Origin of the sequence: Mucilaginibacter sp. NFX135 (assembly GCF_048565145.1) — a bacterium.
In the GTDB taxonomy this organism is placed as follows: domain Bacteria; phylum Bacteroidota; class Bacteroidia; order Sphingobacteriales; family Sphingobacteriaceae; genus Mucilaginibacter.
Genome location: NZ_CP183412.1, coordinates 5525672 through 5546816, shown reverse-complemented (window position 1 = coordinate 5546816; position 21145 = coordinate 5525672). Strand labels below are relative to the sequence as shown.

The window sequence follows — 21145 nt, the reverse complement described above, 5'->3', positions numbered from 1 at the left end:
TGTAAATGCCCCGGAAAATTATTCACAAGTCGATTACTTTTACAAAGTGTATTTTTCTTGGCGGTAAACAATATCGCATTTTAATTTATTATAGTAGTTTAAACAAAACCTTAACATGTATTCACTTTCCTTAGAGGCCACCATTGTAATTTTCGCTATAGGGGGAATCATTTTACTGATCCTGTTGCTGGGTCTGATATTTTCTATTGTGCTTTTGGCCAGACAAAGAAGAAGCCGGGGTTTGGAGATCACCGCGTGGATATTCAACTCGTTATGGTTTATTTTTGATATGGCGATGGCGGGTGCCGGGGTTTTCAAAAAGGCTGATTATCCTAATTTTTTTATTTTTCCCATACTGCTAACCTTCTTTTTATTGTGCCAATACCGGGCAAATCTTTATTCAGGTACAAAGCTTAAAGTATGGTATGTGGCTAAAACTGCTATTATCCTGATCATTTTTTTTCAGCTCAATTCGGAGGCCATCAATTTTATATACGGTCGGTTTTATGAGGCTATGAAACAAAATCATCTCCTGCTAATAGCACCTGTAATTAGCCTGATATTTACACTACTCATCAGCTCAATTGCTGCTTTTCGATACCTGAAACGAACCGGACAGCCACTGGTAAACAACGATGTTTTAAAAAATGCGGCTATCTTCCTGCTCTGCACTTTTTTGTGTGCGGAACTGGCCCAAAGGCTAATCAGTTTTATAGACATACTGGGAATGGGAAATATTAGGGATACGTATCTCAAGATCTATTTTAACGTCATGAATATTTTGAGGACTTTAGGATATTCCTTGCTTTGCACTATATTGGGTACCCTAATAGCAGGATATAGCTATCTGAATTATGCAAAAAAAAATAAAGTGGAGTTACCGGTCTAATCAGCCTTCTATTTTGATATCGTACTTGCCTAATAAGCCTGGCAGCCCATGCAGGGAGAACTGTGCTTTTCTGATCATATTATCGTCAGGGTCGATCATAAAATTATAAGAGCTGCGCAGGTCGGCGCCTTTTAATATAGTGCGACTAAAAAATGCCCTGTTCAGATTACAATTAATTAATTTGGCATCGGTAAGATCACATTCGGTAAGGTCTGTCTCCACCATGGAACATTCGCTAAACCTTGCTTTTTTATTTTTCTTTTGGTAGAAAACGGCATTATCCAGGATGCAATGTTCAAAATGCGCTTCGAACAAAAAATCGCGGGCTTTGCTAAAATTTACACCACTTAGTTTGCAATGTTTAAATACGATATTTTGAAAACCAGTATTGCTCACATCGGCTAACGACAGGTTGCAATCCTGAAATATGCAATCGATAAAAACCATGCTGTACAGATTGGCATAAGCAAAATCACAGTTCATAAACCTGCAATTTTCATAAGTACAGTCGCGCCCGGTTAGTTGGTCGACAGGTGTTTTTGTAAAAGTTTGATCTTCCTGGTAGTTGGCTTGCATGGGGCAAATTTAAGTTTTGAAAGGCAGGTTTTCAGCATAAAATTATGCAGTGGCATAGCTATTGTTGTTTTATAAATACATCAATATCTATAGCTATGAAAACATTAAAAACCGCGGCAACAGCGCTAACCATAGGAATGTTGCTGAACTTAACAAATCCTTTATCGGCCCAAACCGTTCAAAAGGATACCACAGCTACAACCAAACCAAACGGCTCGGGTGCGGGTAATGGCGTTAGCCAGGGAGCACCGGGTGCTGCAACCGTATCAGGTACAGGAACAGGCACATTGGCAGATAGCAATGCCTTGCCGTCCGGTGATTCCGGAATAAAGAAAACAGCTCAGATCAATGATATTAAAACAGGTAACGAACATGCCGGTAGCGGTCGCAATAACTGGGGCCTGTTAGGTCTACTTGGCTTATTAGGTTTATTAGGGTTAAAGAAAAAGAGTAACAGCCAGGTAAGTTAATATCAATAGATAGAGTTATTCGATTTTTAATGATAAGTGAGAATTGCAGGCTTCTACATATTCCTCCTGTACTGCCCGCCAACCTCGTACAGCGCATGGCTGATCTGCCCTAATGAACAATATTTGCAGGTTTCCATCAGGATTTCAAAAATATTTTCACCGGCAATGGCGGCGTGCTGCAAGGCTTTCAGCAGTTCGGGGATACGTTCCTGGTTGCGTTGCTGAAAGGCGTGCAGGGCCTCTATCTGGTATTGTTTTTCATCTTCAGTAGCTCTGATCACTTCGGCAGGCACAATGGTAGGTGACCCTTTTTTATTCAGGAAGGTATTAACCCCGATGATGGGATATTCGCCGTTATGTTTCAGGGTTTCATAATACAATGATTCCTCCTGGATCTTGCCGCGCTGGTACATGGTTTCCATAGCGCCCAATACGCCGCCGCGATCGTTAATGGCCTTAAATTCGGTTAATACGGCTTGTTCAACCAGATCGGTGAGTTCCTCTATAATGAAAGCGCCCTGTATGGGGTTCTCATTTTTGGCAAGACCCAACTCCCGGTTAATGATCAATTGTATAGCCATGGCCCGCCTAACCGATTCTTCGGTAGGGGTGGTAACAGCCTCATCATAGGCATTTGTATGCAGCGAATTGCAGTTATCATAAATGGCATAAAGCGCTTGCAATGTAGTGCGGATATCATTAAAATCGATCTCCTGTGCATGCAACGACCGTCCGCTGGTTTGGATATGATATTTGAGCTTTTGCGACCGATCATTCCCCTTGTATTTATTCTTGATAGCCTTCGCCCAAATGCGCCGGGCTACACGACCGATCACCGAATATTCCGGATCGATACCATTACTGAAAAAGAACGATAGGTTGGGCGCGAAATCGTCGATATGCATGCCCCGGCTCAGGTAATATTCCACATAAGTAAACCCATTGGATAAGGTAAAGGCCAGTTGGGTAATAGGATTGGCCCCAGCCTCGGCAATGTGATAGCCGGATATGGACACCGAATAAAAATTGCGCACTTTCTCACGGATAAAATATTGCTGCATGTCGCCCATCATTCGCAGGGCAAACTCGGTGGAGAAAATGCAGGTATTCTGAGCTTGGTCTTCCTTCAAAATATCGGCTTGCACCGTACCGCGGACTGTAGAGATAGCATAAGCTTTTATTTTTTCATAAACATCGGCAGGGAGCACCTGATCGCCGGTTAAGCCCAGGAGCATTAAGCCGAGGCCGTTGTTGTCGGGAGGAAGAACCCCAGCCTCACCTAAATCCTCTCCAAAGGAGAGGACTTTCCTTTCAGGTTGTTTATTCAATGTTTGTTTTATGGTTTCAACTACTTTTTGAGTGTTTTTTATTACCTCATCATTTGTGAAACGGACCACATCAAAGCCTTCACCATTTAAAACTTTAGTTCTTAGTTCATCCTGCTCTGTGGTTAATTCATGATATCCCCCGTCAATTTCAACAACAAGGCCTTTTGGTATACAAACAAAATCAGCAATGTAACCATCTATTGCGTGTTGCCTTCTGATTTTATATCCTATTTGATTATTTCTTAGATGTTGCCACAATATATTTTCGGCTTCAGTAAGATTTTTTCTGTTAGATTGTGAATTTGCTTTTAATACCTCCCATAATGTAGGATCAGCAGTTTCATAGCCTTGCTTTTTAGCCTCCTCGCTTTTAGCTCCCTCTCCTTTGGAGAGGGTTGGGGTGAGGCTTTTGTACTCCGGTCTCCCCAACCCCTTATCATCATACAGCTCTTTAAATTTGGCTTCTACCAGATGCTCTAAACCATGTTCTTTGATGTGTTTTTCGCATTGCTGGTCGATGGCGGCATTCATGAAAAAGCCGAGCAGCATGGGGGCCGGTCCGTTAATGGTCATGGATACAGAGGTAGACGCCGCGCAAAGGTCAAAGCCCGAGTATAGTTTCTTGGCGTCATCCAGTGTTGCAATGCTCACGCCGGAGTTGCCTATTTTGCCATAAATATCTGGTCGGATGTGTGGGTCTTCACCATAAAGGGTAACCGAATCAAAAGCAGTGGATAACCTGTGCGCCGGCTGACCGAGCGATACATAATGGAAGCGTTTATTGGTACGTTCCGGTCCGCCTTCGCCGGCAAACATGCGGGTAGGGTCTTCACCCTCACGCTTTAGCGGGAATACGCCTGCCGCGTAGGGGAACTCGCCGGGCACATTCTCGGTAAGCAGCCAGCGCAGTACATCGCCCCATGCTTCGTAACGAGGTAAAGCGATCTTGGGGATCTGCAATTGAGATAAAGAAGTGTAATGCAAAGGCTGTTTGATCTCCTTGTCGCGCACTTTATAGATAAAACTCTCGGCCTTATATTTTTTAACTGTTTCGGGCCACTCTTTAAGCAGGCGCTTACATTCAGGATGAAGCTGAGCTTCCAAATGAGCAAACACCTCACCTAAACCCTCTCCAAAGGAGAGGACTTTGCCCTGCTGATTTTTGTCCTTGCTCCTTATTCCTTGCTCCAATGTCTGACCAAGCTCTATCACCCCTTTTACCTGGAACAATTGCTGGGCAATCCTGCATTGTTCATTTACCCAGTCGTCATAAGCTTTGCTATTTTCGGCAATTTCTGCCAGATATCGGTTACGCTCGGGAGGAATGATGTAGATCTTTTCAGATTCTTCACCCGAGCCAGGCAACACATTCCCTGTACCAGCTAACAGATCAATCCCTGTTTTAGCCTTGATGGTCTTCATGATAGCGGTGAATAGCGTATTCATCCCCGGGTCATTAAACTGTGAGGCCATGGTGCCATATACAGGCAGGTCACCATCTTTAGCATTGAAGAGTTGGTGATTGCGTTTATATTGTTTGCGTACATCGCGGATGGCATCCAATGCACCGCGTTTATCATATTTGTTGAGGGCCACTAAATCAGCAAAATCAAGCATATCGATCTTTTCCAGTTGGGTGGCCGCACCAAACTCTGGCGTCATTACGTAGAGTGATACATCACAATAATCGGTGATCATCGTGTCTGACTGGCCAATGCCCGAAGTTTCTATAATGATGAGATCGAAGCCGGCGGCTTTGCAGATATCGATGCTTTCCTGTACGTGTTTGGATAGGGCCAGGTTAGCCTGCCGGGTAGCCAGCGAGCGCATATATACCCTTGGATTATTAATAGCATTCATGCGGATACGATCGCCCAGGAGTGCACCGCCTGTTTTTCGTTTGGATGGATCGACGGAGATGATGGCCAGTGTTTTATCCGTAGCCATCAAAAAACGGCGCACAATTTCATCTACCAATGACGATTTGCCAGAGCCACCGGTACCGGTGATGCCGAGGACAATCCCCTCTAAATCTCCCCCGAGGGGGGAGACTTTTTGTCCTCCTTGCTTTTCAAAAGTCCTTCCTTCCGGGGAAGGTTTGGGAGGGGTGTTCTCCGCCATACTGATCAATCTGGCAATAGCGCCCGGGTCTTTTTCGGCCAGCTGATTCATCTCACCATTAAGATGGGTAACCGTAGGGAAATCGCATTGCTGCAGCATATCATTGATCATACCCTGCAAACCCATGGTACGACCATCATCTGGTGAGTAGATACGGCTGATACCGTAAGCTTGTAGTTCTTCGATCTCCTGCGGGAGGAAAACTCCGCCACCACCGCCAAATATTTTGATATGACCCGCGCCTCGCTCGGCCAGCAGATCACGCATATATTTAAAATATTCCAGGTGACCGCCCTGGTAACTGGTAAGGGCAATGCCCTGTACATCCTCCTGTATGGCGGAATTCACCACTTCATCAACCGACCGGTTATGGCCCAGGTGTATAACCTCGACACCACTGCTTTGCAGTATGCGGCGCATGATGTTAATGGTAGCATCATGCCCGTCGAACAGCGAAGCCGCTGTTACAAAACGGATCTTGTACCGGGATTGATATGGGGCAATGCTTTCCATGAAGATAGATAATTGGTCAACACAAATTTAGTAATTGTTTCGGAGTGAATGCTATGCATGCATAATAAAATAAAGACTACCAAGGGTGAGATTTGAGGACTGATGCCGGAACTGGCTGGATGAGAATGGCTTTTTGAAATAGCTAAGAGTTAGTTTTGTTTATGATTCCCTTTACTGTCATCAAGGTGTTTTTTCCAATTAACATCAAATTTATCGCCTTTCATAACTTTCAGATGGTCCGGAGGGATAGCTACAACAGCTTTAAACGGCCCGGTTCCGCGCTCCATGTAATAAATTTCGCTTTCGTCTTTAAATTCATCACTAAAAAACAGATCAACAACCGTAATGTCGGGTGTTGAATAATAAACGTTGCAGTCTACCCATTTGGGCGTTTTACCGTCCTGGTAAAATAGATCTATAATCTGTTCAAATGAAAGTTGTTTGTTTTGGAGTTCACTCCAACCTTTTACATGTTCATTTTCGGCGTTAGTTATAATATCCCATTCATTTGAATCTAAAATAAAAGCATAATTATCAGATAGCTCATTGAAGCAATTCTGCGAGGTCCAATCCTTTAGATGCGTTAGTAAAAGTTTAAAATGTTCTATAAATGTTTGTTTGTCCATTGCCCTGCTAGTGTTTATATTATTCCGCTTACTGATAACCGACGTTTAATCCCCATAAGCAATTAATCCACTTTGATTTTCTCTGGCGATACCAAGTAATGAGAGTAGCTGTTTTACATCAGTGTCGGTTTGTAATTGTTTTTGACTGATATTCTCATGCATTTGGTTGATTAGCGCAGCGTCCCATCTAAAATCTGAGTAATAATCAAAACGATCAGCAATGATTTTTTTGTCTTTTAATCTGTTAAATGTTTGGTCGTCCAGTTTGCCAATAAACTTAAGTTCTTTTTGTTCAGGGTGGTTAGGCTTTGCCTGATGATCATCTATTAAATAAAAGTCTAACATCTTTGTCTTTTAAGCTTATTGATTGGCAATCTAATATAAAGTTTATGGTACATAAAATAAAGTAAAACCCTGCTGACATAGGGCTGTCAGTAGCTGGTTTTAACTTTGGTTATTAATAAATCAATAACCAACAAAATGGCTGCAAAACATACATTAACAACACTCGCCACCACCTGCTTTTTAGCAGATGATATGGCAGCGTCGAAATGTTATGCGGAGCTGCTGGGCATCGACGCTTACTTCGCGCCCCAGCCACTCGGGGGTTATGTAGAATTTTGTATTAGCGATAATGGCGAGGAGAGCTCATCTGTATATAAAATGAATGAGGCTGCATAAATACCAAAGATTGGTTGCCAGATAATATGCATAAAACAACTTTTTACCGGCAAAAGGAAATAAACCCGGCTCTTGCCATAGCGTTGTCATTTGCTTTTTTAGCTTTGATTATTATTAACCTTAAAACATACTAAATGACTGCAACACAAACATTAAGGGGGCTTGCTACCACCTGCTTTTTTGCCGACGACCTGACTGCGGCGAAAAAATGGTATGCCGAGCTCCTGGGTATCGATGCTTATTTCGCTTTTCCACCTACGGGTAACCCGGCATACATCGAGTTCCGCATCGGCGATTATGAACATGAACTGGGTTTTATTGACCGTAAATATGCACCCAAAGCAGCCACTGTTGGCCCGGGCGGAGCTATCGCGTTTTGGCATGTCGATGATATTGAGGCAGTATTTAAAAAGCTGATAATTATGGGTGCCAAAGAGTACGAACCGATCACTAAGCGCGGGGAAGCCGGTTTTGTTACCGCCTCGGTTATTGATCCGTTTGGCAATGTGTTGGGCATTATGTATAATCCGCATTACCTGGAGATTCTGGGTGCTATTAACAAAGCATAACCCCAAATGGCAAAGGAATTAAGCACAATTTCGCCCGAAAGCCGGCAGCAATGGCGGGATTGGCTGCATGAAAATCATGATAGCGGCGAAACTATATGGGTTATATGCTCAAAAAAGAATGCTGGCGGGAGAGGTGTTAATCATGACGAGGCGGTTGAGGAAGCGCTTTGCTATGGCTGGATTGATAGCCTGGCCCGATCATTTGATGAGGAAAGCTATATGCAGTCGTTCACCAAGCGAAAACCTAAAAGCGTATGGAGCAAGATCAATAAAGAGAAAGCGGAAAGGTTTATTAACGAAGGATTGATGGCCAAACCCGGCTTTGAGAGCATTGAAGCTGCTAAAAACAATGGCTATTGGTCAATTTTGGATGAAGTAGAAGAGTTAATCATTCCGCCCGATCTGGAAAAGGAATTCAATAAGAAACCAGTTGCTAAAGTTTACTTTTTAGGATTGAGCCGCTCCGATAAAAAGCGGATACTGCAATGGCTGGTATTGGCAAAACGGCCGGAAACAAGAAAATTAAGACTTGATCAAATTGTGGAATCTGCAGCTCAAAACCAAAAGCCAAAACAGTTAAGCTGATCAAAATAAAAAGGGTCACAAACTATACGTGTGTGACCCTTTTTATCTTTCATATTTAATATTTTATTCGAAAACAGGAGATTCAACAGGCTGTGGCTCGGGAATTTCTTCTGTTGCTTTTTCAATTACTTTGTGTTTCGCGTTTTCTTTAATAAAGCTCAGACCAAAAGAAAGCAATAACAGTGGTATCGTCATCCAGATTACCTGATGGATGCCATAATGGGCGATAACAAAGCCTCCCAATAAGGTGCCAACCGTTATGCCCGCATTAAAAAAGGATGGCAGCAGGCTGTTGATAAAATCAAGCGCGGTACCGTGTATGCCATCGATAACCAACAAGTTGGCCACCAAAAAGCCGCCGGTATGTACCAAACCCCATACCGATAAAATGATCACCATGGGGATAAACAATCCGCCAAACTGGTAAGCCAGTGCATGCATTACCACCAGCGCCAATAAAAATAAGCGACTGGTAACCATTATATTTTTACTGAGGGCGATACCGGTAAGCCAGTTACCAATGATGCCTGTACCACCAAATACCAGTAGCATTACGCTGATTTGCACACCATTCATGTGCGAAACCTTGTTGAGGTATTCGGCAAGATAACCATAGGTGGCAAACATACCGGCCAATATAACGGTGGCGGTTAATAGTTTTACCCATATATGTAGTCGGCCCAGTAACTGTACCTGACTTTTGGGACTTGCATCAGCTTCGTTAACCGGCATAGACGGTACAAATAAAGCCAGCGCACCAAAGGCCAGCAAGTTAATTAACGCCGACAAAACGAATGACGCCCGCCAGCTAAACAGATCAGCTACATAGGTAGTTAATGGCACGCCCAATACGGTAGCTACGCTGAGCCCGGCCATGATTATAGCAATGGCTTTTGGCGCGTCTTTTGGTCCGGCTTGTTTGGAAGCGGCCGTCATAGATACCGCCCAGAACACCGGGTGCAAAAAGGCCGGTAAAATACGGGCAATCATCAGCACCGTAAAATTCGGCGCTATTGCCGAAAGCAGGTTGGATATCACAAAGATCCCCAGCACCAGGCACATGATGGTTTTGCGGTTCATGTTAGCGGTAAGCATATTGGTGAACGGTCCGGCCAGGGCAACAGTTAAGGCAAAAGCGCTTAACAACCAACCTGCCGTATCAATGGAGATATGAAACTCTTTCACCAGCATAGGCAGTATGCCGATAACCCCAAATTCGGTGGTAATGATGCCGAATGCTCCCAGGGCCATGATATAGATAGATTTTTTCATAGATTTTAGTATTTAAATATTCAAATGTTTCGATATGTAGGGTCAAAATAAACCTCTTCTTTTTGGGAAGAGGGGCTAATCTTTCAATTCGCTCAGGCATGCTATATATTCGTCGAGAACCTGTTGATTCAATACGTATTTCAAGTTGCGGCCTTCTTTTTGGGGCAACAATAATTCAGCATCAACCAATTGTTTCAGATGATGAGATACAGAAGGTTGGGTCAGATCCAACAGATCATTTACCTCGGCGCAATACAGGCAGTCCTTCTTCTTTTTAAATTGTTGTAAAATAGATATCCGGTTGGCATCACTCAGCGCCCTGGATATTTTCTCTATTTTTTTATTGTCCATTATTTTCGGTCGATCATATTCGTTAACTTATGATCTTTGTTGGGTACAAAGGTATGCGTAATATTAATATATAGAAATGTTTCTATGTATTAATTATGTCATTTAATTAATGCCAAGCTAATGATGGTTTACATATAATGATGGTGGTTGTCGCGTAATTATTTGATTTTAAATTATTTAAATCAATGTTAACCATAAAAAACTTAAACTGTATAAACTCACTTTTGCAGGCAAATGGCCCGAACTGCTCACTCTCTCCCGCGAGATTAGCGCAGCGTATCTCGTGGGTGGTATGGTTAAGCTTTCAGCTTTAGTTCAACTGGAAGCCCGCGGCAGCGAGAAGTACTAAAATAGAAACCCGGAGATCTGATGTAGCCTGCATCCAGATCTCCGGGTAATGTGTAAGTAAAATTAATTATCCGCTTATTTAACCAGCGGCAGCAGGTTGCGTAGTTTACTATTGGTGAGGTAAGCACCCAGCCAAACCAGTATGCCAAATACTACTGAGAAGTAAAATGGTTGCCCAACGCGTACCATGGTGGCGGTAGCTCCACCAAGATAAGCGGTAAGCAGAATTGCTCCTAATATTTTGGTCTTTGGAATGATGTACAGTATGGTGGAGATCAATAAAGTAATTCCCATCCCCTGTAAGGTAGTTTCGACCCAGCCTAATTTGGCGGAGGCGCTAATGACGTTTTTTTGGAGTATTATTTTGCCTATCGCGTCAAATAGCAGAAATAATATACAAAGTACACTGATAACTGTACCCGTAATAAATGATGCTTTACTGTTTGTAGTTGCAGGTTGTGATTGTGTAGTTTCCATGAGTTATTGTTTTTTTAGTAAAGGTAGGTTGGATTTAAACCGCATGTGATGCGCATAAATGACAATTACAGGGGGGAATTACGACAAATGGTTCAAGTTTTGCAGTAAGGGATTCTGTAAAGGTTTGGGATAATGCAGGTATATTTGCACATCAATCCAATTACGTATCTTTGCGGCAAATGCAGGTAACAGAGTCAACAACAGGAGTATGGGAAAAGGGCTATAATAATTATGGTCCGTGGTTGCGCGATAAATATAAAGGGCAGCGGGTGTTCAAGGTAATTGTCGATGGTGGTTTTACCTGCCCTAACCGTGATGGTTCCAAAGGCTATGGCGGATGTACCTATTGCAATGTTGATTCCTTTACTCCATCTGTAAGCCGCAACGCGCCTACCGTGCGCCAGCAGGTGATAGAAGGTATGGAGCGTGCCCGTAAAGGTAATAGGGCGGATAAATTCATTATTTACTTTCAACCCAATACCAATACTTACGCCCCGGCGCATTATTTAAAAATGATGTATGACGAGGCCTTGAGCTATGGTACCGAAGATATTGTAGGTCTGAGTGTGGGAACCCGTCCGGACTGTATCGACATGGAAAAAGTAGCTCTATTGGAGAGTTACACCGACCGTTTTGATGTGGATCTGGAAATGGGTATGGAATCCATCTATAATGATACGCTGTCGCAGATCAATCGTGGTTGTAGCCACGAGGAACTGGTAAAAGCTCTGAAACTGGTGGAGAACAGCAAGCTGGATATTTGTGTACACACCATATTCGGTTTCCCCTGGGAAACGCATGATATGATGCTGAAATATGCCGACGAGATTAATCGTTTTCCGCAGATTAAATTCGTAAAATTCCATCACCTGCACATTGTGGAGGGTTCGGTAATGGGCGTAAAATATAAACGCGAACCATTCAAAGTTTTCAGCATTGATGAATACGCCGATTTCCTGTGCGAGTTACTTCCCCGTATACGTCCTGATATTGTGATACAACGCCTTTTTGGCCTGAGCGACCGCGAACTGCTGATAGCACCCAATTGGGGCCTCAAAAAATCAGAGATCCAATACTATATTGACCAAAGAATCCTGAGCCGTGGCGTAGTGCAGGGTTCGGCTGTCTGAACCGGAATTTTTCGAATGAAAGAATTCTGGAATTAATAAGTTAGAATTTTAAGATAACTGTGAGTTGTAAAATTCTATAAATTCTTTAATCCTGTAAATTCTGATTCAGACAATTGGTATCAGATTTGTAAACCTTTAGTTATAAAATAATGGTTTATTAGTTAAATTTATACCTGATTTGTCACAACGAGCGCAATCCAACTACATTCCTGCTTTAACCGGTGTACGTGCAATGGCCGCTTACCTGGTTTTTATATCGCATTTTGCCTATGTTTTTGATGAAAGTTTTCCTCACATTGTGCAACGCTTTCTGGGTGAGTTCCACATTGGTGTAAGCATTTTCTTTGTGCTTTCAGGCTTTCTGATCACATTCAGATATTACCAAAACTTTGATGGTTTAAGTAAACCCTGGTTTATGCAATACCTCAAAAATCGGGTGGCCCGTATTTATCCCATGTATTTTTTACTTACCGTGGCGGCCTTTGTTTACTACTTTATAACTAAGGACGAAACCATTACCAAAGGATATGAGCATCCTATTGCCCTCATGCTCATGAACGTCACTTTTATCCGTGGGTTCTTCTATCAGTTTTGGGATACGGGTATAGCCCAGGGCTGGTCGTTAACGGTGGAGGAATGTTTTTACTTTTCGGCTCCGGTTATATTTTTGATCGCCAAGCGTTTTGGTCAATTTTATATACAGCCGGTTGTGCTTACCTTAACTGGTATTTTATTATACTTTATATCCAGTCATATCAACTGGCATGGCTTCTTCGGCAACTTTACCTTTGTTATGCTGTTCACTTTCCTGGGACGTTGCTTTGAATTTTTTGTAGGAATAAAACTGGCCCGCTATGTTTTGAAAAAAGGCTTTACCCGTACCAATAAAGTAAACTATACCTATACTGGTTTCCTGCTCATATTTGTTTGCGTATTTGTAATGGCGCTGCAACCTATCCTCAAAGGCTGGGCTGCGGGTGTTGAAAGCCCAATTGGCATTATCGTCAATAATTACTTTTTATGCATAGCGGTTGCTTTGTTCTTCTATGGCATATTGACCGAGACAACGCTGTTCAAAAAATTCCTGGCATTACCCTTTATTGAGCTGCTGGGTAAAAGCTCGTATATATTTTACCTGATACACCTGGGCTGGATATATAACCTGATGCATACCTGGTTTGACCAGTTAAACGACCAGGTTTTTGAGCTGTATGACAAGTGGGGAGTAACCTGGCATTCGCCTTTTCAATATGACAGTTTGAACCTGTTGTATGCTTTTATCTTATTAAATATACTATCTGTAACCTTGTTTAAACTGATAGAGGAGCCATTAAACCACTACATCCGCCGGTCGAATTTTTTGGTCAAGTATAAACCAAGTCATACCAAATCCATCGTTTAAATAACTACCTGAACCAAAGATGAAAAAACTGATACTATCCTGCTTATGTATGCTGGTTTTTATAGGAGCAAACCCCTATAGATCATTTGCCAGCTGGCCCATAGGTAAATACCGCGATATTGTGATCCCTTCGATGTTTCTGTATCATCAAACTGATAGGTTTGACCGTAATGGGCACCGTGTTAAAGGCGACCCGGGAGCAGGGTTCACTTCTTACTCAGCCAACCTTTATGTAGGCTATGGCATTTCGCGCCGGTTGGATATTATTGCCAGCGTGCCCTATGTGTATACGCAAAACAAATTTGCCAATGGTGATAAAGTAACCAATCAGGGTTTGGGTGATCTGTACATGGGGCTGAGTTATAACCTGGTTAATTTTAATTATGTACGTTATCTATCGGTGCAAGTTTCAGGCATAGCCCCGCTCTATAATCGTAACGTGGAATTGGGCCTGGGTAATTATGGTGCGGAGTTAAAGCTGATGTATTGCGGCAATCTGCCCAAATCTATTGCCAGCAAGGGTTATTTCAATACCGAACTGGCTTATCGGAGATATTTTGATGTACAAGGACCGGATCAACTGAGCTTAAGTGGAACGGTTGGTTATCCCATTAGCCATCGTGATCAATTGAGTTTGGAACTGTTGTTTTTCCGGTCATTCAGCTCTAACAAGGCTTTTAATCCCAATATTAACAATGCCCGTGACTACGCGTTTTTTAAACCATCATTAAACTATGGGCATCAGTTTAGCCGAAGGTTCTCGACGTTTATAGGTGGTTATTATACACCTTTTGGTAAAAATACAGGTGTAGGCTATGGTGGTTCGGTTTTAGCGATTATAAAAATATAACATTAATGATGCGTAACATCAATACATATTTAAAGGCGACCTTGTTTATGCTGCTGACCGCGATCGTCCCGGTAGCTAAAGCCAATGCCTTGTGCCTACAACAAAAGAGCAATGAAGGCGATGTAATACTGGATGCTAAGCCGGCTAACAAAAACGGTTTGTTTAAATCGGGTGAGGAGATCAGCTATAAGCTAAGTATAAAAAACACATACAATGAAAAACAGGAAGGTAAATTCTCCTACATCGTTACTTCTGATGATGGTAAAAGGATCTTGGAGAACACCGCCGATTTTTCTGTTGGAGCAGGAAGGTCTAAAAGCCTGAGTGTAAAAGTAGCACCGAAAGGGCCAGGTTTTTACCACATCAATTTCATGTTTAACTTATCAGCGTATGATGATACCGTACGTAAGGTTTTTGGGGTAAACCCTGAGGCTATTACCTCCGAGCTACATAAGCCTGATGACTTTGATCAGTTCTGGCAGGAAACCCGCCGGCAATTGTCAAAGGTAGCGCCGCAGTATAAAGTGATATTTCGGCCCGATCTTTCAACCAAATACAAAAAGGTTTATTCGGTGGAAATGAAATCATACGAAAACCTGCTGATCCGTGGTTGGCTGGTGATCCCTACCGATGGCAGTAAATTTCCGGTGCATTACCGCGTGCCAGGTTATGTGGTTGAGCTTAAACCAAATATGGATAACGACGACTATATAGCGTTTGATATCAACGTTCGTGGTAATGGTAACAGTAAGGACGTAGTACACATCAATACCGATAATTACAGTACAACCAACATACAGGATAAAGATAAATACATATACCGGGGCGTTTATATGGATTGCCTGCGCGGGCTCGACTTTTTGTGCTCGCACGCCAATTTAGGTATTGATACCTCCAAAATATTTATAGAAGGTGGCAGCCAGGGCGGCGCACTGGCTGTGGTTACCGCCGGCCTCGATAAAAGGGTTAAAGTACTCACCATGCAGGTACCATTATATGCAGATATCCGCGATAATTACAGTATATCAGCATCATATAAAGAGCAGGTGGTCCCGTTTAAAATGTTCAGGCAATATAAAAATCGGCATCCCGAATTTAGCTGGGAGCAGTTTTATACCACGTTTGATTATTATGATCCGCAGAATTTTGCTCCTATGGTAAAATGCCCGGTATTAATGGGCATCGGTCTGCTGGATCAGTTTTGTCCGCCGCGTTGCAGTATGGCTTTGTTTAACCATCTGGGCAGTACCAATAAGGAATTTGTGTGTGTACCAAATTCCACACATGAGGTAGATTTTAACTATTTCATGTTCCAAAACCTTTGGGTTCGTGAAAAATTCCGCATACCCTGATTACGGCACGGTATTAGACTACCGTATGCTGTGTGAGGATTTGTGGGAGTTATTTTAAGCAATAAAAAATAGCGAAACGGTATTTGCGGAACGAGGCAATCTCCTGGAAATGGAAATGATGTGACTAATATGTGGTGGGAGTTGCTTCATGCCCGCAAAGAGTAATCAATACCTTGTAAATATGATCTTTAAAAATACTTTTTATAAATGTTTACCAATGGCCGTTGTGCTGCTTATCATAGTGCAATATAAAAGCTATGCGGGCGGCGGTTTCCCGGTTAGGCCGGGACGGCTTACTTTATCTCCATCGGTCAGTTACTTTTTTGCTGATAAACAGTGGGACGCGCATAGAAATAAAGGTTCTTTTGCAGATAATGGCAAATTCTCGTCGTTAAGCACATCATTATACGCCGAGTATGGCCTTAGCAGGCGTTTTACCTTATCGGCTTTAATCCCTTATGCTGCTAATACCTTTAAGGATAACACTGCCACTTATAAAAATTACGGCTTTGGCGATGCTGAGTTAGGCATACGGTATTACCTGGCTAATATCAACTACAAATACTATTTCAGTCTGCAGGCTACGGCTATTATACCTATGTATACCAATCTTAACCTGGGTTATAACCAAAAAGGCGGTGAATTAAGACTGGCGTTTGCGGGCAGCGGACACCTGTTTGGCAAAAACAGCTATTTTATACTGGAGAACGGTGTGCGCGAATACTTTGGTTACGAGTCGGTTTTTCAGGATAGATATAATGCTACTTATGGCTTAACACTCGATAAAAAATTCAGGGAGCAGATATCGGTAAGTTTTGGTGGGTTTTATGCAAGCAGTAATAACAAGGCGTTTTCGCCCAATCCAGTTACCAATAAAAACTTTGCCTTTAATCAGGTATCGGTAAGTTATGGGCATTCATTCAGTAAAAAAGTAGCCTTGTTTGTAAGCGGCGGAACTTTTGTAAGCGGCAGAAATACCAGCGTTGGCAGCAGCGTTTCCGCATCGTTAAATTATCATATTGATACTAAGTAGCTATCAAGTCTTAAGTCCTAAATAGATAAAATGGTAAAAAAAATTAAATATACATTTATCCTGCTTGTTAGTGTCTGTATCGCAATTACGGGCAACGGCAAGCCTGTATCAAAAGCCGATGAAGAGGTGGTAACCACCCTGATAGCACATAGCGATGATGGTATCTTTAATTCAAACGCCAGTTATACTTTCGAGGTAAAGAACACTTATCATACCGATCAGACAGGTCGTGTGGCCTATGTGGTCACGACACCGGCGGGCAAGCTCTTAGTAAAAGATTCTATCGGCGTTAAGATCTCCAAAAACAGCAGCAACACTTATAACTTTACCATACCGGCCATGAAACCGGGTTTTTATAAGATCAATTTCATGATCAACGTATCTGATTATGACGATACCACCAAACGTGTTTTTGGTATACGCCCAAAAGAGATCAGATCAAGTCATCCTCGCCCCGCTGATTTTGATAGTTTTTGGCAAACGGCAAAGTCGCAGCTGGCAGCTGTTAAACCCAACTATAAAGTAACCGAGAAACCTGAACTGGAAAAAGATAACCGTCGGGTTTTCCTTTTCGAGATGAAATCATTGGATGATATTACTGTGCGGGGGTGGCTCACCATACCTAAGGGCAGTAGCAAAAATCGCAAATTTCCGGTGTTTGTAGGTTTGCCCGGCTACCAGGTTGATCTGAAGCCCATGCTGGGTGAGGATGAGGACCTGGCCATTATTACCATTAATGTGCGCGGGCAAGGCAACAGTCGTGATGTGATACACCCTAAACGCCCTGATTACATTACCCTCAATATCGAAGATAAGAATAAATATGTGCTGCGTGGCGCCATTATGGATTGTATACGTACCATTGATTTTATCTGTTCGCGACCAGATTTGGACTCTACCCGTATCGAAATATCGGGTGGCAGTATGGGGGGCTTTTTGGCTGTAGCGCTGGCTGGTTTAGATAATCGTATCAAATTGGTATCGGCCCAGAATCCTATTTTGGGTGACATCCGCAATCTGGCAGGCGTGGTGGAATGGCCCATTAACGATATTAAAGAATATGTTGCCAACAGGCCGGCTCTAAGCTATAACAAGGTGATGGATAACCTGGATTATTATGATATCAAGAACTTTGCCCCAACTATTAAATCGTCTATAATGGTGGGTGTAGGTTTGCTTGACCATCTGGCACCACCGGCAAACTCATTTGTTTTTTATAATAACATCCCGTCTAAATACGCCACCATCCGCATATATAAAGATTTGGGGCACGAGGTTCCTAAGTCATTCTTGGATGAGGATGGGCATAAGATGCGGGATGTTTTTGGATTATTCTAAAGGACATACCTTTTCCACGCGTCATTGCGAGGTACGAAGCAATCTCTATGCTATACAGAGACCTTCGAATTAACCTGCCTATGTAGAGATTGCTTCGTACCTCGCAATGACGGGTTTGTTGTTCTCTTGATTTTTGCCCTTGATTCTAATAGCCCTTCCGCTCCCTCGGGGTTTCCTGAAAGGGACACTAAGGCTGCTTACAAGCCTGTAAACATATGACAGGATTATTCTAAAACTTTGTATACTAAGACATGTCCAAACCTCCGGGTCCTCTGCGAGAGACCCGAAGGGGACAAAATCTCGCGGGAGCGAGGAACTCACTAATTCAATAAATCACTAATTCAATAATTAAGACATCACCCCAAATATCTCTTCAATAGCCTTTTCTCTAAAAGCGAAGATCTCCTTTACTTTATTGGCTACGAAAAGAGTATTGCTCAGCCTGCCTAAAATACCGTAAGGGATCGCATAATGTAAAATATCATTCATCAATACACCACCATCGATCTCTTTAAAATGATGCTGGTGGTGCCATAGGGCATAAGGGCCAAAGCGTTGTTCGTCAGTGAAATATTGTTTGTCGGCTACATGGGTTATTTCTGTCATCCAATTCATGCTGATACCCAGCAGCGGCGCTATTTTATACGTAATGATCATGCCCGGATATATTTTGGTATCGGCGGCATAATCGGATGTTACCACAAAGCCCATATCAGGAGGCGTGATCCTGGCCAGGTTTAATGGCGACGAGAAAAAATCCCAGGCAGCATCCAAACTAATGGGTATAGCCTGTTCTGTTTTTAATATGTATGATTTCATCGGTGAGTGGTGCCAATAGGTAAGTCCCTGCGCGACCATTCGCTCCAGGAGCCTACGTACAATTTTGGTCCGATGATTTCAGCGTAAGCCATGCCCAACAGGGTATGACATGCCGTAACACCCGATCCGCAATGAACGATCACCTGGCTGTGGTCTACCTTTTCAATAGCATCATTATAAAGCTGTCGCAGGGTTTCTGCCGGAAGATATTTGCCATCGGCATCCAGGTTATAGATGTAAGGCAGATTAAGCGCACCTGGGATGTGCCCGGCTATCAGGTCTATCGGTTCGGTTTGGCCCAGGTAACGCGGCGTTTCGCGAACATCTATTACAATACGACTTTCATCTTGTGCGGCGCTCCCGGTTTCTTCAATGTCAACCGTACCTTTAAACCCATCGCTTACAGGGTAGGGGGATACTGGTGTTGGTGTATATTCTTCGGTGCTTAATTCAATGCCGGCTTTAATCGCGGCGTTCAGGCCGCCGTTCAGTACTTGTACATGGGTATGACCAGCAGCATTAAGCATCCACCAGAAACGGGCCCCGCCAAAAGCTCCGCCCTTGTCGTCATAAACTACCACATGGCTTTGTGGAGTTATCCCCAGTTTACCAAGCAAAGCTGCAAAATCATGAATATCAGGTAGCGGATGCCTTCCGCCCTGGGATGCATCGGTAACTTTAGCAGCAAGATCTTTATCAAGGTCAACAAAAGCCGCGTTTTTCAGATGGCCGGCAAGGTAGCGTTGATGTGCATCCTGCCCGGCACGGGCGTCGATAAGAATGGTATTCGAGCCAGACAAAGCCGGATCGTTGATTTCTATTAGTGGCGACATAGGTGTGTTCGATTTGTATAAAAATCAAATATAAATATGCCGCTTTACTTTTGCGCTTTTTACTGCACTATTTTATTGGCGCAGTACGAGCTGGCAAAAGCTTCGGGTTTGGCCTTAAACACAAAGCCCATGCTTAAAATATAACCCATAGCCTCATGCAGGGCCTGGTTCGATTTAAACATCGGGTTGGTGTTGATATCGGCATGTACCTCCAGATCAACATCATACAAGTCAAGCAGATCGCAAAGCTTGTAAGCAATGTCGATAGACTTTTGTACTTCGCTCAGCATCCTTTCCTTGATGCTCATTTTTTGCGAGGTACGTTCCTGATGAATGAACATAAAACCGCCACGTTGCTCTCGTAAAAAAACAATAACGGTTGCAAAATCGGTTACAGCCCCTTTCACCTGTGAGTCGGTGCCGATACATACTTTGAGTTTATTGCCGAGGGCAGCCTCCCTTTCAATCGCTCTTTCAACCTCTTCTAAAATGGACGATTGGATAACCTCGCCGCTGAATTTTCTCCAGGTCATAAAATTTGTATTAGGTAAATTTTTGCCGACCTTTTTTATGGGTCTATAAAAATAAGCGATAAGGTTTCATATTAACGTAAACACCACGTCATTTATTTGTTAACATTTAACTGATTATTAACACGTTGGAAATTTTAAGAAGATTGTCTTAACACGATTACGCGGATTAAGGGATTACCACGAAGACAATTATTGAATTACTGATTTATTGAATTTTTCTAAAACCCTGAGAATCCTTTAATCCGGTTAACCGTGGTTCAGACAATATCCGTCAAAAAATCACTAATTCACTAAATCAGTAATTCAATAATTAATTGCCTAACGCTTCTTTAATGCGGTTTTCGGCTTCCAGTACCAGGTCTTCCATAGGGGCATTACCTGGTTCAATAGGGGCAAGCACTTCCCAGGTCATGGGTGTAAAAGTATTAAGCGGATAATAACCATAACGGATCATTTTCCAGGAGTCTTTGATAGCGATGGGTACCAGCAGCGCCTCGGGACATTTTTTTAATATAGTTGCTATACCACCCACCTGAAAGCTTTTTACTTCGCCATCTTTAGAGCGTGTGCCTTCGGGAAATATCACTGCCGACCATTTATTCTCTTTCATACGCAGGGCCAGCTTTACAATTTCGGCAATGGATTGACGGGAGTCTTTACGATCTATATTGGCGCCGCCTCCATGTTTCAGGTTGTAGGAAATGGAAGGAATACCCTTGGTTAATTCAATTTTCGAAATAAATTTTGCATGATATTTACGCAGATACCATATCAATGGTGGTATGTCAAACAAGCTTTGATGATTGGCCAAAAATATAATAGGACGGCCAGCTGGCAGGTTTTGTTTATTGATAAAAGTAACCGTGTTGCCCAGTAAATAGGCTGTACTTAGCAAGCATAGGTTTAAAGCGTCGACCGACCGTTTGTGTGCCGCGTATCCAAACAGACGGAAGCTCACCCACTGTATGGGATGAAAGATAAGGAGTGCCAAAAAAAATGCTGCAATAGCAAAGGGAGACAAAATATAGCCTAAAAACTTTTTCATCGAC

Annotated in this window: 22 protein-coding genes; 11 read left to right on the top strand and 11 right to left on the bottom strand. The window is 42.8% G+C overall.

The genetic code is table 11. The annotated features are described in order from the left end of the window. The first annotated feature begins 115 nt into the window (after positions 1-115). Positions 116-889, top strand: a complete 774-nt coding sequence (locus ACNURT_RS23165) for a hypothetical protein (protein ID WP_419699682.1) — start codon at positions 116-118, stop codon at positions 887-889. Here the strand turns inward: ACNURT_RS23165 and ACNURT_RS23160 are convergent, their stop codons facing one another. Further along, a complete protein-coding gene (locus ACNURT_RS23160; protein ID WP_419699681.1) occupies positions 890-1465 on the bottom strand; it encodes a pentapeptide repeat-containing protein in 576 nt (191 codons plus the stop codon). Positions 1466-1560: 95 nt separating this feature from the next. Between ACNURT_RS23160 and ACNURT_RS23155 the strand changes: the two genes are divergently transcribed. Next, a complete protein-coding gene (locus ACNURT_RS23155; RefSeq protein ID WP_419699680.1) occupies positions 1561-1935 on the top strand; it encodes a WGxxGxxG-CTERM domain-containing protein in 375 nt (124 codons plus the stop codon). 53 nt (positions 1936-1988) lie between these two features. Here the strand turns inward: ACNURT_RS23155 and ACNURT_RS23150 are convergent, their stop codons facing one another. The 3 genes from ACNURT_RS23150 to ACNURT_RS23140 all read right to left on the bottom strand — a co-directional run bounded on the left by ACNURT_RS23150 (position 1989) and on the right by ACNURT_RS23140 (position 6868). Then, positions 1989-5897 (bottom strand): methylmalonyl-CoA mutase family protein, encoded by a 3909-nt coding sequence (locus ACNURT_RS23150; protein ID WP_419699679.1) that lies wholly within the window; start codon positions 5895-5897, stop codon positions 1989-1991. A 149-nt stretch (positions 5898-6046) separates the two neighbouring features. Then, entirely contained in the window at positions 6047-6523 is a 477-nt protein-coding gene (locus tag ACNURT_RS23145; protein WP_419699678.1) for a hypothetical protein, read from the bottom strand. A gap of 45 nt (positions 6524-6568) precedes the next feature. After that, a complete protein-coding gene (locus ACNURT_RS23140) occupies positions 6569-6868 on the bottom strand; it encodes a hypothetical protein (protein WP_419699677.1) in 300 nt (99 codons plus the stop codon). A gap of 135 nt (positions 6869-7003) precedes the next feature. On the opposite strand from ACNURT_RS23140, the gene ACNURT_RS23135 reads away from it, so the two are divergent. From ACNURT_RS23135 to ACNURT_RS23125, 3 genes are all read left to right on the top strand, one after another. Further along, complete coding sequence (locus tag ACNURT_RS23135; RefSeq protein WP_419699676.1) at positions 7004-7204, top strand: hypothetical protein; 201 nt, start codon at positions 7004-7006, stop codon at positions 7202-7204. A gap of 134 nt (positions 7205-7338) precedes the next feature. Next, positions 7339-7773 (top strand): VOC family protein, encoded by a 435-nt coding sequence (locus ACNURT_RS23130; RefSeq protein WP_419699675.1) that lies wholly within the window; start codon positions 7339-7341, stop codon positions 7771-7773. Positions 7774-7779: 6 nt separating this feature from the next. Beyond that, on the top strand, positions 7780-8358 hold the full coding sequence (locus ACNURT_RS23125; protein WP_419699674.1) for a YdeI/OmpD-associated family protein: 579 nt from the start codon (positions 7780-7782) through the stop codon (positions 8356-8358). A 63-nt stretch (positions 8359-8421) separates the two neighbouring features. Here ACNURT_RS23125 and ACNURT_RS23120 read toward each other — a convergent pair whose 3' ends face one another. The 3 genes from ACNURT_RS23120 to ACNURT_RS23110 form a co-directional block, all read right to left on the bottom strand. Next, a complete protein-coding gene (locus ACNURT_RS23120; protein ID WP_419699673.1) occupies positions 8422-9630 on the bottom strand; it encodes an MFS transporter in 1209 nt (402 codons plus the stop codon). Between the two features lie 75 nt (positions 9631-9705). Further along, complete coding sequence (locus tag ACNURT_RS23115) at positions 9706-9981, bottom strand: ArsR/SmtB family transcription factor (protein ID WP_419699672.1); 276 nt, start codon at positions 9979-9981, stop codon at positions 9706-9708. Positions 9982-10404: 423 nt separating this feature from the next. Beyond that, positions 10405-10806 carry a DoxX family protein gene (locus ACNURT_RS23110; protein WP_419699671.1) on the bottom strand — a complete coding sequence of 134 codons (402 nt, stop codon included), beginning with the start codon at positions 10804-10806 and terminating at the stop codon, positions 10405-10407. A gap of 179 nt (positions 10807-10985) precedes the next feature. Here ACNURT_RS23110 and ACNURT_RS23105 point away from each other — a divergent pair, with 179 nt between their 5' ends. From ACNURT_RS23105 to ACNURT_RS23080, 6 genes are all read left to right on the top strand, one after another. Further along, a complete protein-coding gene (locus ACNURT_RS23105; RefSeq protein WP_419699670.1) occupies positions 10986-11936 on the top strand; it encodes a TIGR01212 family radical SAM protein in 951 nt (316 codons plus the stop codon). 178 nt (positions 11937-12114) lie between these two features. Next, complete coding sequence (locus tag ACNURT_RS23100) at positions 12115-13338, top strand: acyltransferase family protein (RefSeq protein WP_419699669.1); 1224 nt, start codon at positions 12115-12117, stop codon at positions 13336-13338. Between the two features lie 19 nt (positions 13339-13357). After that, the gene (locus ACNURT_RS23095; RefSeq protein WP_419699668.1) at positions 13358-14188 is read left to right on the top strand and encodes a hypothetical protein; all 831 of its coding nucleotides are present in this window, start codon (positions 13358-13360) and stop codon (positions 14186-14188) included. Between the two features lie 5 nt (positions 14189-14193). Then, entirely contained in the window at positions 14194-15540 is a 1347-nt protein-coding gene (locus ACNURT_RS23090; RefSeq protein ID WP_419699667.1) for an acetylxylan esterase, read from the top strand. 181 nt (positions 15541-15721) lie between these two features. Beyond that, positions 15722-16573 carry a hypothetical protein gene (locus ACNURT_RS23085; protein WP_419699666.1) on the top strand — a complete coding sequence of 284 codons (852 nt, stop codon included), beginning with the start codon at positions 15722-15724 and terminating at the stop codon, positions 16571-16573. A gap of 30 nt (positions 16574-16603) precedes the next feature. Then, positions 16604-17911: an acetylxylan esterase gene (locus tag ACNURT_RS23080; protein WP_419699665.1), complete on the top strand. Its 1308-nt coding sequence runs from the start codon at positions 16604-16606 to the stop codon at positions 17909-17911. A gap of 348 nt (positions 17912-18259) precedes the next feature. Here ACNURT_RS23080 and ACNURT_RS23075 read toward each other — a convergent pair whose 3' ends face one another. From ACNURT_RS23075 to ACNURT_RS23060, 4 genes are all read right to left on the bottom strand, one after another. Then, on the bottom strand, positions 18260-18730 hold the full coding sequence (locus tag ACNURT_RS23075; protein ID WP_419699664.1) for an SRPBCC family protein: 471 nt from the start codon (positions 18728-18730) through the stop codon (positions 18260-18262). Further along, positions 18727-19563 carry a sulfurtransferase gene (locus tag ACNURT_RS23070; protein ID WP_419699663.1) on the bottom strand — a complete coding sequence of 279 codons (837 nt, stop codon included), beginning with the start codon at positions 19561-19563 and terminating at the stop codon, positions 18727-18729. Before ACNURT_RS23070 ends, ACNURT_RS23075 begins: the two co-directional genes overlap by 4 nt. Before the next feature lie 59 nt (positions 19564-19622). Further along, on the bottom strand, positions 19623-20096 hold the full coding sequence (locus tag ACNURT_RS23065) for a ribonuclease H-like YkuK family protein (protein WP_090473820.1): 474 nt from the start codon (positions 20094-20096) through the stop codon (positions 19623-19625). A 310-nt stretch (positions 20097-20406) separates the two neighbouring features. After that, positions 20407-21141, bottom strand: a complete 735-nt coding sequence (locus ACNURT_RS23060; protein ID WP_419699662.1) for a lysophospholipid acyltransferase family protein — start codon at positions 21139-21141, stop codon at positions 20407-20409. Positions 21142-21145: the final 4 nt, after the last annotated feature.

Bases quoted from the DNA above. Each gene is read 5' to 3' on its own strand.
- ACNURT_RS23165 (WP_419699682.1), top strand. From the start codon at position 116: ATGTATTCACTTTCCTTAGAGGCCACCATTGTAATTTTCGCTATAGGG.
- ACNURT_RS23160 (WP_419699681.1), bottom strand. From the start codon at position 1,465: ATGCAAGCCAACTACCAGGAAGATCAAACTTTTACAAAAACACCTGTC.
- ACNURT_RS23155 (WP_419699680.1), top strand. From the start codon at position 1,561: ATGAAAACATTAAAAACCGCGGCAACAGCGCTAACCATAGGAATGTTG.
- ACNURT_RS23150 (WP_419699679.1), bottom strand. From the start codon at position 5,897: ATGGAAAGCATTGCCCCATATCAATCCCGGTACAAGATCCGTTTTGTA.
- ACNURT_RS23145 (WP_419699678.1), bottom strand. From the start codon at position 6,523: ATGGACAAACAAACATTTATAGAACATTTTAAACTTTTACTAACGCAT.
- ACNURT_RS23140 (WP_419699677.1), bottom strand. From the start codon at position 6,868: ATGTTAGACTTTTATTTAATAGATGATCATCAGGCAAAGCCTAACCAC.
- ACNURT_RS23135 (WP_419699676.1), top strand. From the start codon at position 7,004: ATGGCTGCAAAACATACATTAACAACACTCGCCACCACCTGCTTTTTA.
- ACNURT_RS23130 (WP_419699675.1), top strand. From the start codon at position 7,339: ATGACTGCAACACAAACATTAAGGGGGCTTGCTACCACCTGCTTTTTT.
- ACNURT_RS23125 (WP_419699674.1), top strand. From the start codon at position 7,780: ATGGCAAAGGAATTAAGCACAATTTCGCCCGAAAGCCGGCAGCAATGG.
- ACNURT_RS23120 (WP_419699673.1), bottom strand. From the start codon at position 9,630: ATGAAAAAATCTATCTATATCATGGCCCTGGGAGCATTCGGCATCATT.
- ACNURT_RS23115 (WP_419699672.1), bottom strand. From the start codon at position 9,981: ATGGACAATAAAAAAATAGAGAAAATATCCAGGGCGCTGAGTGATGCC.
- ACNURT_RS23110 (WP_419699671.1), bottom strand. From the start codon at position 10,806: ATGGAAACTACACAATCACAACCTGCAACTACAAACAGTAAAGCATCA.
- ACNURT_RS23105 (WP_419699670.1), top strand. From the start codon at position 10,986: ATGCAGGTAACAGAGTCAACAACAGGAGTATGGGAAAAGGGCTATAAT.
- ACNURT_RS23095 (WP_419699668.1), top strand. From the start codon at position 13,358: ATGAAAAAACTGATACTATCCTGCTTATGTATGCTGGTTTTTATAGGA.
- ACNURT_RS23090 (WP_419699667.1), top strand. From the start codon at position 14,194: ATGATGCGTAACATCAATACATATTTAAAGGCGACCTTGTTTATGCTG.
- ACNURT_RS23085 (WP_419699666.1), top strand. From the start codon at position 15,722: ATGATCTTTAAAAATACTTTTTATAAATGTTTACCAATGGCCGTTGTG.
- ACNURT_RS23080 (WP_419699665.1), top strand. From the start codon at position 16,604: ATGGTAAAAAAAATTAAATATACATTTATCCTGCTTGTTAGTGTCTGT.
- ACNURT_RS23075 (WP_419699664.1), bottom strand. From the start codon at position 18,730: ATGAAATCATACATATTAAAAACAGAACAGGCTATACCCATTAGTTTG.
- ACNURT_RS23070 (WP_419699663.1), bottom strand. From the start codon at position 19,563: ATGTCGCCACTAATAGAAATCAACGATCCGGCTTTGTCTGGCTCGAAT.
- ACNURT_RS23065 (WP_090473820.1), bottom strand. From the start codon at position 20,096: ATGACCTGGAGAAAATTCAGCGGCGAGGTTATCCAATCGTCCATTTTA.
- ACNURT_RS23060 (WP_419699662.1), bottom strand. From the start codon at position 21,141: ATGAAAAAGTTTTTAGGCTATATTTTGTCTCCCTTTGCTATTGCAGCA.